The organism is Lachnospiraceae bacterium (assembly GCA_025758065.1).
In the GTDB taxonomy this organism is placed as follows: Bacteria; Bacillota; Clostridia; order Lachnospirales; family Lachnospiraceae; genus Enterocloster.
This window is the reverse complement of the sequence record CP107199.1, coordinates 2699997-2713613: the sequence shown is the minus strand read 5'-3', so window position 1 is coordinate 2713613 and position 13617 is coordinate 2699997. Positions and strand designations below refer to the sequence as shown.

General features: G+C 42.9%; 9 protein-coding genes. All 9 read right to left on the bottom strand.

The genetic code is table 11. The features are described 5' to 3' along the window. Positions 1 to 3: 3 nt before the first annotated feature. The 9 genes from OGM16_12620 to OGM16_12580 all read right to left on the bottom strand — a co-directional run bounded on the left by OGM16_12620 (position 4) and on the right by OGM16_12580 (position 13612). On the bottom strand, positions 4 to 1437 hold the full coding sequence (locus OGM16_12620; GenBank protein UYJ45658.1) for a hypothetical protein: 1434 nt from the start codon (positions 1435 to 1437) through the stop codon (positions 4 to 6). 116 nt (positions 1438 to 1553) lie between these two features. After that, positions 1554 to 3563 (bottom strand): molecular chaperone HtpG, encoded by a 2010-nt coding sequence (htpG, locus tag OGM16_12615; protein UYJ45657.1) that lies wholly within the window; start codon positions 3561 to 3563, stop codon positions 1554 to 1556. Positions 3564 to 4014: 451 nt separating this feature from the next. Continuing rightward, positions 4015 to 5229 (bottom strand): sigma-70 family RNA polymerase sigma factor, encoded by a 1215-nt coding sequence (locus tag OGM16_12610; GenBank protein UYJ45656.1) that lies wholly within the window; start codon positions 5227 to 5229, stop codon positions 4015 to 4017. 17 nt (positions 5230 to 5246) lie between these two features. After that, entirely contained in the window at positions 5247 to 5753 is a 507-nt protein-coding gene (locus OGM16_12605) for a DUF5721 family protein (protein ID UYJ45655.1), read from the bottom strand. 389 nt (positions 5754 to 6142) lie between these two features. Then, the gene (locus tag OGM16_12600) at positions 6143 to 9190 is read right to left on the bottom strand and encodes an efflux RND transporter permease subunit (protein UYJ45654.1); all 3048 of its coding nucleotides are present in this window, start codon (positions 9188 to 9190) and stop codon (positions 6143 to 6145) included. A 3-nt stretch (positions 9191 to 9193) separates the two neighbouring features. Then, on the bottom strand, positions 9194 to 10330 hold the full coding sequence (locus tag OGM16_12595) for an efflux RND transporter periplasmic adaptor subunit (GenBank protein ID UYJ45653.1): 1137 nt from the start codon (positions 10328 to 10330) through the stop codon (positions 9194 to 9196). 48 nt (positions 10331 to 10378) lie between these two features. Further along, positions 10379 to 10996 (bottom strand): TetR/AcrR family transcriptional regulator, encoded by a 618-nt coding sequence (locus OGM16_12590; protein ID UYJ45652.1) that lies wholly within the window; start codon positions 10994 to 10996, stop codon positions 10379 to 10381. A 214-nt stretch (positions 10997 to 11210) separates the two neighbouring features. Further along, entirely contained in the window at positions 11211 to 11789 is a 579-nt protein-coding gene (locus tag OGM16_12585) for a TetR/AcrR family transcriptional regulator (GenBank protein ID UYJ45651.1), read from the bottom strand. A 335-nt stretch (positions 11790 to 12124) separates the two neighbouring features. Further along, positions 12125 to 13612, bottom strand: a complete 1488-nt coding sequence (locus tag OGM16_12580) for a glutamate synthase subunit beta (GenBank protein ID UYJ45650.1) — start codon at positions 13610 to 13612, stop codon at positions 12125 to 12127. Positions 13613 to 13617 lie beyond the last annotated feature (5 nt).

Below are 13617 nucleotides of genomic sequence, written 5' to 3'. Positions count from 1 at the left end.
TGACTACGCCTGTGGCTGTCTTATACTGTCATAAACCTGTTGTACCTGGTTTTTCAGCTCATCGTAGTAATCAAAATGAATCAGGACCAGTTTGGAATCGATCTGGCGTACATACCAGTCAGAGTGATGGGCGGTTCCATCGCCAAAATCGTAGGAAGTCCTGCAATAGCGGAATTCATAGCCCCCCAGGTTCACTTTACCTGAAGCATCTACCTTATATCCATCTGTTCCCCCGTGACCGACTACTGCATCTATAAAACGGTCCAACTCCATGTCTGCATCTGTAAAATCCACTGTAATACGGTAACTTAATTCAGGATCATTTACATCCACATGTTCACCACCAACCAGGGCATAGGTCTGGGCACTGCCATTTCCGATCATAACAGTAGCTGCCTCCGGGAAGGAAAGTGTCATATCTGCCCAGTAATTCGTATAGGTATTTCCTTCCAGTTTTCCAAGGGAATAATCCAGAGCCGCTTTCTCACTTCCGGCGATCATATTTCCCTTATCATCAAAAGTATACTGGGTCCCGTTAATGGTTCTGGTCACAGAAGTTACCATATGACCGCTTTCATCCACGTATTTCCAGCCACCGTTTTCATGTACCCAGACGCTGCGCTCAATATTTCCATTTCCATCCAGATGATAGGTAAGCCCATTTTCATCCTGCTCCCAGCAGCCTGCTGCCATCTGGCCATCCGCTTTTTTATACTGCCAGTTCTCTCCGTTTTTGTACCAGCCTTCTACACCTGTATACGGCTTTAAAAGGCTTAGAAATGCAGCAGCCCTCTGCACCTGGTCTGAGGAATAGGTCTGGCAGAGTACATAGATCTGGTCTCCTGTATTCCGGATATAAAAATCATTGACCAGCATCTTTTCCATCTGGTTGATAAAAGTCTGTGCCTGCGCTTTCTGCTTTTCAGAGAGCCGTCCTGACTCCAGCTGCCTACGCATGGAGTCCGCCATCATTTTTCCGTAATTTACTTTCAGATATTCATAATCTGCAGCCCCCAGTCTTACAGTACCGCTTTCTGTATTTTCCGGGTCAAGACCGGATTCTGCTAATTCTGCTTTTAAGGCAGCAACACTGAAAGGCTGTCCGGAACCATCATCTGCCGGCATTACCAGTGCTGTGTTGATAATATAGCTTTTGTTCGCCTCATCTACCATTGATGCAGCAAAATCCACTTTACCACCATTTTCCACAAGACCTGCTACCAGTTCTCCTGAAAGTGCAGAAGAGGCACCGCTTCTGTCCACTTTATATTCTGATGGTACAGACAATTCAAAACTTCCAAAGCGGCTGGTAACATTCTGTCCATTAATATAGCTTAAGCCAAGCGGATCTGCAAAAGCTGCAAAAGCGCCTGCTGCCGCTAAGGACATGCCAAGAGCCAATGTGAGCAGACTTCTTGATAAAGTACGTTTTTTCATGTGCATTTCTCCCTATATCCCAAATTCAGTATATTCCAAAAAAACAGGGGCCGACTCAGGCAAAATGCCTGTGAAACAGCCCCCGCAAATCTGTGTCGTGCTTTTTATTGTACTATTTATTCTGCTTTCTGTCCAGCCATGATCATCATAATATCATTACTGCGGTTTACAAAGTTAGTCATACGCTCTGGTGACAGCTGACCATGTGCCAGGCTTGCCAGATCATACAGCTGTTCGCAGATCTTAACTGTATTTTCGCCTTCTTTGTTCTCCAGGACATATTTAACCAGAGGATGATTTGCATTTAATACAAGAGTCTCTCCTGTTGCGCCAAACGCACTCATATCCATGCCGCCCATGTTGTACATCTTCATCATATCCTGCATACGTCTGGTTTCCTCAGATACAGTGATCATAGATGCAACAGATGCATTCTTCATCTTCTCAACCTTGATATCCAGTTTGTCATTATTTAAAGCCTTCTTAAATACCTCTGTCAGCTCTTCACTTGTCTTCTTGAAAGCTTCGTCATCTTCCTTTACCTCTTCCTTGAAAGAAGCATTTAAGTCTGTATCAATACGCAGGAACTTAAGTCCTTCATGCTTCTGCTCTACATGGCTGATAAACGGATTATCAATAGCAGCAGGCATGATCACTGCATCAATTCCTTCTTCCTTAAACAGATTGATGTACTGGCTCTGTTCTTTTTCATTGGTTACATAGAAAATAGTATTTTCATGTTTTTCCTTGTTTTCTTCCAGGCAGTCATTTAAGGTAAGATACTTGCCCTCTAAGTTCTTATACAAGATATAGTCGCCCATCTTCTCTGCAAACTTCTCATCCTTGATATAACCAAACTTGATAAATGGAGCAATATCATCCCAGTATTTCTCATAATTCTCACGATCTGTCTTGCACATACCAGACAGCTTGTCTGCTACCTTCTTGGTAATGTAATCGGAGATCTTCTTTACAAAACCATCATTCTGCAGGGCACTACGTGATACGTTAAGAGGCAGATCAGGACAATCAATGACACCCTTTAACAGCATCAGGAATTCAGGGATCACTTCCTTGATATTATCAGCGATAAATACCTGGTTATTGTAAAGCTTGATGGTTCCTTCCAGGCTGTCATATTCCATGTTGATCTTCGGGAAGTACAAGATACCCTTTAAGTTAAACGGATAATCCATGTTCAGGTGGATCCAGAACAGAGGCTCCTTGTAATCCCTGAATACCTTGCGGTAGAAATCCTTGTACTGTTCATCCGTACACTCATTTGGATGCTTATTCCACAGCGGATCAGTATCATTTAATGCAACCGGACGCTTTAAAATCTTATATTTCTCCCTGGATGGCTCTACTTCTACTGTTTCCTTGGTTCCATCCTCTTTTTCCTTCTCTTCTGTCTTTGCAGGTTCAATAACTGTCTCAACAACTGTATCCTTGTGAGTAAGCTCATCTTTTTCGATGGTCTCATATTCCGGCTCTGCAGTCTCATTCTTTAAGAAAATGTTTACCGGCATAAATGCACAGTATTTTTCGATCACTTCTCTTGCTCTGTATTCATTTGCAAATTCAGTGCTTTCTTCGTTCAGATACAGCTTAATGGAAGTACCAACCTCCTTTTTGTCGCCTTCGGCCATCTCAAAGTTGATGCCGCCTTCAGACTCCCAGTGTACCGGCTTTGCATCTTTCTGGTAAGACAGGGAATTGATCTCAACCTTGTCAGCTACCATAAATGCAGAGTAGAAACCAAGACCAAAGTGGCCGATGATCTGGTCTTCATTTGCCTTATCTTTGTACTTTTCCATAAAATCCTGAACACCGGAGAATGCGATCTGGTTAATATACTTGTCGATCTCTTCCTCAGTCATACCAAGACCATTATCTTCAATGGTGATGGTCTTATCTGTAGGATTTACGCTGACCTGGATCTTGTACTCAACCTCTTCTGGCTTCTCGTACTCTCCCATCAGCTCTAATTTCTTTAATTTAGTAATAGCATCGCAGCCATTGCTGATCAGCTCTCTGTAAAAAATGTCATGGTCGGAATACAGCCACTTTTTGATTACAGGGAAAATATTTTCACTTGTTATAGATAAACTGCCTTTCTTTGCCATAATATACGCCTCTTTCTTATAAATCTTCTTAATCTTTTCTAGTACATCGTTTTCAAAATAACTATACCACTCACTTGTCTGCGAATCTGATTGCACAGGCCTAAAAACCTCAGCGTAGCCAGCTACGCCTGCGTTTTTAGACCTGCACACTCAAATCCGCATCCTACGTGATTCGTACAGTTATTTACGAAACGATGTACTAGTAATATGTGCTTTAAAAATCTTAAAAACGGATTTTGTCCGCAAGATATATTGTAGTACCGTTATATCTAAAAGTCAACAAAAAATTAGCACTCATTTTAAATGAGTGCTAGCAAAAGTACATCACCTGCTGTTCACATTACCATTTTTACATAAAAAGATCCACCGTACCTTATTGTACAGTGGATCAAGCAAAAAAGTATTAACTGTGGGTCCGTGAGTCACCTGATATGACCTTTCTGTAAATTTTTCACGGCAGAAAATCCCTGATTTTCTTACTTCTGGATGGATTGCGAAGCTTTCTAAGCGCTGCTGTCTCAATCTGCCTGATACGCTCTCTGGTAACTTTGAAGCGCTTTCCTACTTCTTCCAGTGTCAGGGGATGGCCGCTTTCAAGACCAAATCTCAAGATGATCACTTCCCTTTCCCTTGGATTCAACCCCTGGAGCATCTGTTCGATCTCTTCTCTTAAAAAGACGCTTTCTGCTTTTTCCTCTGTGGAAGCATTGGAATCATCTGCCACAAAATCGCCTAAATTTGAGCCGTCTTCATCTCCTACCGGTGTCTCTAAGGATACCGTATCACCGGAAGACTGCATCAGCTCTGTAACCCGCTTTTCAGACATTCCCACTTCTTTGCCGATTTCTTCATTGGAAGGCTCTCTTCCAAGCTTTACAGCTAAAGCTCTCTGGGCTTTTCTGATGCGGTTTACCGCTTCTACCATATGGACCGGCAGGCGGATGGTACGGGACTGGTCTGCCAAAGCTCTTGTAACAGACTGTTTTACCCACCATGTGGCATAGGTACTGAGACGGTATCCCTTTGTATAATCAAACTTCTCTACAGCCTTCATTAGACCGATATTTCCCTCCTGGACCAGATCCAGAAAACTCATACCACGACCGGTATAGCGCTTTGCAATGCTGACTACCAGACGAAGGTTTGCTTCTACTAACTTCTTTCCTGCTTCTGCATCTCCCTCGGATTTACGCTTTGCCAGATCCTGTTCCTGTTCCTGGGTCAACAAGGGGATAGAACCGATCTCTTTTAAATATTCACGAATGGGATCTGTACTTGCAACGCCCTCTAATAACTGCTCCTGGGTAGCATTTTTCCCTTCTTCATCATCGGCAGAAGAAGACGTAAACTCATCATTGTCCCCGTCATCTAAAGAATCGTTGTGACTCCACCTGTATTTATCTCCAATGATGCTGGAAACAGAATCATCCGAATCATCCCCGTCATCTAAAAGAAGACTTTCATCTGCTAAATCCCCTTCTTCCCCCTCTGTCAGTATCTGGATCCCCTTTTTTTCCAGCTTGGCATAAACAGATTCCATTTCTTCCGGTGTCACCTGTTCTTTAGCAAAAGCGTCCAGAACCTGTGTCATCTGGAGTTTGTTCTCACTGACCGCTGCCAGAGCTGTAAGTTCCGCCAATTTCTGTGAAAAATTGTTTTTATCCATGCCATTTCCTCCTGCTTTTATCCTTCAGTTGCCTCTGTACATGGAATCTCATGGGACTGTAAAAACTGTTTGACCGCCTTGTCCCATTCAAGATCCAGCGTTTTGTCCATGGTGAAAAAATTTAATGATGTTCCGGTAATACAATACATTTCCCCATTATCGTAACGTATATTCAGATATAACCCTACGATCTGGTTTCCATCGATCCCGGCGCCTGTTCTTGCGGCAAATTTATCTGTCCCCGCCTTTGGCAGCTGCAGCACGATGCGAAAACTTCCAGGAAGCTTTTTTCCTTTGATCAGTGAAAAACAAAAAGGCCTTAAGGTTTTCCAGGTTGAAAACTCTTCTATGTTGTTTTCTTCCCGTTCTTCCTCTGTGTAATAGCCCTGTTTTACATGTCCGTCAATGGAAAAACTGTTGTAGGTGGTAATGTTCACTTCTTTTACCAGAAATGCATCAAAATCCTCCCGTACAAACAGTTTGGTAGTAAAGGACTTTACATCTTCGGCCTTTAATGCGATCATTTGTATTCTCCCGTCTGAAAATTTCCAAATTCTTTATCAATTATACAATTTTTCAGGTAAAACGTCAATCAGGTTTATACAAAAAGCATAACGCCATGTCATGGCTGAACTGTAACAACGCCAAAAGAGAGCAAAACCACAAAAGTCCTGCTCTCTTATTATCTTACATATCTTAAGAGGTTGGGGTCAAAAAGTATTTTGACCCCTCTGATACCGAATTGCTACGTGCTTTGCACTCCCGCAATTCTAAAAACATTCGTAATCCGCTCATTTTTCTTCAAAAAATGGCTTCTTACTCATGTTTTGGGCGGGTCCCAAGTTCACAAATCCTCCTGTAAGCAAGCTTGCATCGGATTTATGAACTTTTGACCCTGGTATCATCTTAATTTTTAATCAGAAACCATAGGCACATCTTCCCCAACTGCCTTACGTCCCATATTGTGGACCAGTCTGTAATAAGTTGGAAGAAGGATCAGTGTCAGGATCGTTGCTGCGATCAGACCACCTACATCTACCAGTGCAAGGCCCTGCATCATGGCACCGGATTTACCGTAAGCAACCGCGTTAGGAAGCATAGAGATCACGGTTGTTCCTGTTGTCATCAAAATAGGTCTCATACGGATAGCACCAGCTTCTACCAGCGCCTTATCCAGAGGCATTTCTGCAAGGAACTGATTTACCGTATCTACATACAAAATACCATTGTTTACTACCGTACCAACTAACATCAGGAAACCTAACATGGATACCATACTGATGGGGCTGTCTGCCAGGAACAGAAGTCCAAAGGATCCTATCAGTGAGAATGGAATGGTCGTCATGATCATCAGTGAGAACTTAGGTGACTCAAACTGGATAGCCATTACAACGAATACCAGGAAAACGCCGGTTATAAGAGCACCTCCTAAAGCACCGATCTCACTTCCCATGCTCTCATCCATGGCATTTGGCGCCATTTCTACCTCATTTGGCATATTCCAGTTACGCACAAATTCCTTCACATCTTTTTCAGCTGTTTTCTTATACTCAGACTGTGGCTCCATCGTAATAGATACCTGATACTGCTTATTCTTACGCTGGATCTGCTGCGGGCTGTCCTCGTAATGGATAGTTGCCAGATCTTCCAGAGGAAGTGTGGTTCCTGTTGCTGTGGTGATCATCATCCCCTGAAGCTTATCAATACTGTCATATTTATCTGCTGCAAACTCTACTCTTACATCTGTATCTTCACCGTTTACACGAACAGTGGTTGCTTTGATACCGCTTAAATTGCTGTAGATCAGAGAACCAATAGAAGCAGGCGTAAGACCTTCTGCCTGTGCTAAAACAGGATCTACATTTACCTTAATAACAGGTGCCGCATTTTCAATAGAGGAATGTACCTGCATTACATCTTCTCTCTGGCGAAGCTCTGCCACCAATTCATCAGAAGCCTGTTTTAAAGCATTGTAATCCGTACTCTGTAAGTCAACTTCGATCTGATTTGTACTGCTCATAGAGGAAGATGTGGTACTTCCCTGTTCCAGGGTTACAGAAATATCTTTATATTTTTCTGTTTCACGGGTCCACTTGTCAATAACCTGGTCTGTGGACATTTTACGGTCATCCTTTAAGTAAGCACTTAAAGTAACACTGCTTCCTCCCATGGTGCTTAAACCACTAGAACCGTAGGTCAGCAGATAATGATCGACTTCTTCGTCATTTGCCACCATATTTTCAATCTGGGACACTGTGTCATTAACAGCAGCAACAGAAAGACCCGGTTTTGTTTTAACAGTTACATCTACAATACCTTCATCTGTAGAAACCATCAGCTTTACATCCAGTCTGGAAGCTAAGAAGAAGGAAAATACAAGCAGTAAAATACTGGCACTGATAACTGTCTTTGTCTTCGGGATAATACCAGGCATGATATTACGGTAAATTTCCTGGCATTTACGTATAAAACCGGCAACAGGTGCATTTTCCTTTTCTACCGGATGCCACTGATAATAACACAGCGGTACGATGGTGACCGCAGAGAATAAGGACGCGATCAAACTGAATACGATCGTGAAACCTAACTGCTTAAACATCTGACCGGACAGACCGGAAAGCATTGCCAGCGGGATAAATACAACGCAGGTAGTGGCTGTACCACCTACAATGGAAGTGATCATAATACGGCTTCCTTCAATAGCCGCATCAAAAAAGTTTCTATGTTCTTTTGCACGGAAACAGCCATCCAATACGTTGATGGAGTTATCTACCATCATACCTACACCAAGTACCAGGGATGTCAGTGAGATTACGTTTAAGGAAAATCCCATAAGCGACATGGCGATCAAGGTCAGCATGATTGAAATAGGGATAGAAGTACCTACAATAACAGAGGCACGGATATCTCCGTAGAACAGCCACAGAATGATCATAGACAAAATGACCGCCATGATCATAGTCTGGAATACGTTAGTAATTGATTCGGTGATCATATCACTGGAATCATTGACCACGGTAAATGTAAGTCCCGGATAAGTCTTTTCCAGTACACTTACCTGCTTTAAAACATCTTTTGATACATCAATAGCAGTAGAGCTCTGCTGTTTTTTAATGGATACAGATACAATGTCCTGACCATTATAACGGCCAATAGAATCTGCATCTTCCAAAGCATTGGAAACAGTTGCCACATCAGAAAGATGGATCACATCTCCATTTGCCAGCGGAATCGCTACATTTTTCAGTGCTTCTGTATTGTCAAAATCATTTCCGACGCTGACAGACAAATTCTGCTTTCCTACGTTTACATCACCTGCAGGAATGGTAAAGTCTGCAGCACCTACAAACTGTGCAATACGTGACATGCTAAGGCCATACTGCGCTACTTTTTCAGGATCCAGCTTGATGCTGATATATTCTTTCTGGCCACCTGCCAGAGAAACTTCACCAACAGAACCTAATTTTTCCAGTTCCGGCTTGATATTGTTTTCTACATATGTATAAAGGTTTCCATCTATCTGTCCACCTACAGCCAGTGTGATAACAGGCTGGGAGTTCATATCCATTTCCATGATATTCGGCTCATTTGCATCATCTGGCAGATCACCCTTAATACCATCAATGGCTTTCTTTAAGTTGATATATGCAGTATCAATATTGGTGCCATAGTTATACTCAACTAAAACGATAGCTACATTGTCCTGGGAAAAAGAATAAACATTCTTTACATCATCCAGTGACGAAACCGCATCTTCTTCCTTGGTAGCGATCAGGTCCTTAATATCATCAGGGCTTGCGCCTGCGTAAACGGTGCTGACAACCAGCATAGGGAATTCCATTTCAGGAGTCAGCTCTACCTTTGTCCCCAAAAGGGACTGGATACCAAAATATGCAATGGTGAGCAAACACATGATAATGGTCACAGGCTTGCGTACCGCAAATTTTGTCAGATTTAACATCTTTTATTCACCTGCTTTCTGTGTTTCTTCTCCAGCATTTTCTGCAGTGCTCTCTTCCTGGTCTGCATTTTCATTCTGTTCATTGTCACTGTCTAAAAGAACTTCCTGTCCATCTACCAGTTCATTGCTCCAGGTTGTGATGACCTGGTCACCGGCAGTCAATCCGGACTTGACCTCCATAGTCTGTGCATCATAAATACCGGCTTCTATCATAACCTTTTTTGCTGCGCCATTGTCATAGCAGTATACAAATGCCTTTCCATTATCATAATTTACTGCGTCAACAGGAACGGTGAGTACACCCTTTACCTGATCCATGACCACTGTTAATTTAACTTTTGTTCCGCTTGTTAGACTTTCTGCATTATTTACAAATGCCTTTGCATCATACAGACCGGTCGCAGAGTTTACCATGCTTCCAACTTCCGTTACATTTCCATCGTATTCTGTGCCGTTCTTTTCAACCTGTATCGGGTCATTTACCTTTATATTGCGAAGGATCTTTTCTGTAATGCCAAATTTCACCTGAAGCTGGTCACCGCCGGAGATCACGCAGATTTTGGTATCTGTACCAATATGATCATGTGGCTCTACATTTCTGGATTCGATCACACCGCTGATAGGCGCTGTTACTGTAGTATATTTTACCTGCAGGTCATACTGGTTCTTTGCAGATTCATATGCCAGACGGGCGCTGGTAGCAGAAGACTGGGCCTGGTCAAACTGCTGCTGGGAAATATATCCGGATGCGTACAGAGGCTGGATACGTGCCAGCTCTCTTGCTGCATTGTCTGCTGCTACAGAAGCAGACTGCATCTGAAGCTGCAATGCGGTCAATGCGTCAGAATCGATCTTACAAAGCACCTGGCCTGCTTCTACCGGATCACCAGCCTGAAAATTGACTTCCAGAAGTTCTCCGTCGATCTTGGGCTGTACAACTGCCTTTGAGATCGGTTCAATGGTACCGGTCAGATCTGTATACAGAGTAATATCTCCTGTTTTTGGATTTTCAACAGCTACTGTTGGCCGTGTTTCGTATTCTTCTTCTTTTTTATTTCCGCCGGCAATACGGACTACGATCCCTGCCGCTACCAAAAGAACTACCGCTCCCGCGATAAGTCTTTTTACATTCTTTTTCATTTTCCTGTGCCTTCCTTTCTCTTTTTCAAACTTTCTCAAGCCTTCGGATCACCCTCTGATTCCTTTATCTAATATAATCAGCTGATGCCATGCTGCCTCCTTTAGCTCCGTCAAAGGAGCGTACTGCTCTACATAGCGCATGGAAAGCTGGATCATTGCCAGCAGTCCCATATCAACAGCATATGCCAGTTTTTCCGGTGTCAGTCCCGGATATTTACTTTGATCCATATAGCCAAAACAATCTTCTATGGTCTGACGCCATCTGGGGCTTTCTTTAAACTGAAGAGCTCCCAATTTGCTTTTCTTTGTGAAATCCTCTTCTTCCATGACCCGTTTATAAACTTTCCATACCTCTCTGGAAATATCATTTTCCAGGGCCTGGCTCATCCAGAACTTCATACTTTCATAATAACTTCCATCTGACTGCTTAAACGCATCTGCCAGTTTCTGTAATATCGCTTCCACCCAGGACTCTGCAATACAGTTTAGCAGATCTTCTTTATCATCAAAATACAGATAAAAGCTGGCTCTTGATATTCCCGCTTTTTGGATCAGACTGCTGATACGGATCTCGGAATAAGGGATATTCATAAATTCCCTGCACATAGCTGTGAGGATCGTCTTTTTCTTACTGTCTGTAAGATTTATGAACTTTTGTGTTGGCATCCTTCTTCATCTCCTGTTCTTTCCCAGGCTGCTGCTCCACACACGTATTTTTCATACGTAAAATGGGACAGGGGAAATTTTGCCTTCTCTCAGTCACAATTAATCATTATATTGATTTTTGTTTAAAGAGCAATAGACAAAACAAAACCGAATGCACAGTTTTTGTGCATCCGGTCATCAAATGTACTAAATTGTTATTTTTTTATCATTTTTATCAATTCCGGGAGCGATTCGCACTTCTCTCTAAAGCCCGTTCTAATCCGCCGCCAAAAAGATAATTGGCACGCATCAAAATATCTGACAATGACTTTTTGTCTGTCTTTTCTCTGCTTAACCACTCATACATGATCCCCTGGACTGCATGCTGGCACATAGCACAGATCATCTCTCTGTCTTCCGGCTCTGAATTAATACCTTCTCCCACGCTGTCAACCACATAACGGAAAAAACGGCTGGAACCGTCATCTAATATTTTCCTCACCTCTTCACTTTTTACAGAACGCAGAAGATTTTCAAAAATTGTTCTGTGATTCTCCAGATATTCTACTGCCTTTTCGCAGATATAATCCTGGTCTTTTTCTTTTTCCTGCTGCAGAAATTTGAATATCTCATTAAGGGAATAATCTATATATGCCTGAAAAACCTGGTAAATATCCTGATAATGATAGTAGAAAGTATTGCGGGAGATACCACATTTGTCTGTAATATCTTTTACCGTTATCTTATCTAATTGCTTAAAAGCCAGCAATTCTTCAAATACCCTCATGATCACGATTTTCGTAAATACCGCCATTTCACGCCGCTCCTTCTGTGCCCAAAGTGTACTCTCGGAATCTTTTTGTACTTGATTTTGCGAGAAGATTTTTTGTCAGTTGTGCCCAAATTTTTGAGGCGTACGCGGTGCGTACGGTGATAAAATTCGGGTGCGACTGGCGGAAAATCGACCGCAAAGGCAAGTGCATGAAAGACTCCGAGAGTACATCAAAGTGTAATCCTGATATACCAGAGTTTTATTATACGTTAGCACAGCTGATATAGCAATAGACAGATTCTGGATTTTTGTCAACTGCTTATAAAAATGCCCCGTACGATTGCCGGACGAGGCATGTATTTTCTGCCAGATTTTCCTTAGTGCAGATTTGTATACCCCATAAGGTCACGGTCCACCTGGCTGGCTACTTCTCTTCCTTCCCTGATAGCCCAGACAACCAGCGACTGGCCTCTGTGCATATCTCCGGCTACAAAGACTTTGTCCACATTGGTCTTATAGCTTCCTGCCTCTGTAGCTACGTTGGTACGTGCATTGCGTTCTACCCCAAATGCATCAGCCACATAATCCTGACAGCCTAAGAAACCGGCTGCGATCAGTACCAGATCTGCAGGCACCTCTTTTTCACTGCCTTCTATCGGCACCATCATGGTACGGCCTGTTTCCGGATTCTTCTGTGATGTAAGGCTTACTAAGATCACCTTGCACAGCTTTCCTTCCCCATCCTTTACAAACTCTTTTACAGTCGTCTGGTAAACACGGGGATCAGAACCAAATACGCTGATGGCTTCTTCCTGGCCGTAGTCAGTCTTTAAAATACGCGGCCACTCCGGCCATGTATTGTTCTCTGCTCTCTTTACAGGAGGCTTTGGCATCATCTCTAACTGGGTCACAGAAGCACAGCCTTGACGGATAGATGTTCCCACACAGTCATTTCCTGTATCGCCGCCACCAATAACGATCACATGTTTGTCTTTGGCAGAAATATAGTTTCCGTCCTCTAAACCAGAATCCAGAAGGCTCTTTGTATTTGCCTTTAAAAAGTCTACTGCAAAATAGATCCCAGCTGCATCTCTTCCAGGAACATCAATATTTCTCGGGTTAGAGGCGCCGCATGCAAGGATGATGCTGTCAAAATCCCGGAGAATCTTAGCTGCTTTGTAGTTTCTGCCTACATCTGCATTAGTAATAAAGGTTATTCCCTCTTCCTTCATTACATTTACTTTTCGGTCAATGACCCATTTTTCCAGTTTCATATTTGGAATACCATACATTAACAGGCCGCCTATACGGTCACTGCGCTCAAATACAGTTACGCTGTGTCCCCTTTTATTTAACTGGTCTGCTGCTGCCAGTCCTGAAGGTCCTGAACCGATCACTGCCACTTTCTTGCCAGTACGCACTGTAGGTGGTTTTACCTTTGCATAGCCTTCTTCATATGCTTTTTCAATAATAGCGTGCTCATTTTCCTTAATAGATACCGGATCACCATTTAAACCGCAGGTACATGCAGCTTCACATGGTGCCGGGCATACTCTGGAGGTAAATTCCGGAAAACAGTTGGTCTTTTTTAAACGGTTAAATGCCTGCTGCCAGTTTCCTGTATATACAAGATCATTCCACTCCGGGATCAGGTTATTTAAAGGACAGCCACTGACCATGCCGCACATCATCACGCCGGACTGGCAGAAGGGAACTCCGCAATCCATGCAGCGTGCGCCCTGTAATTTCTGTTCCTCTTCACTTAATGGAATGTGGAATTCATTCCAGTTTTTAATGCGCTCCTTTGGTGGAAGCGCCTTTCCAGTTTTGCGTTCATAATCTAAGAATCCTGTAATCTTTCCCATTTTTG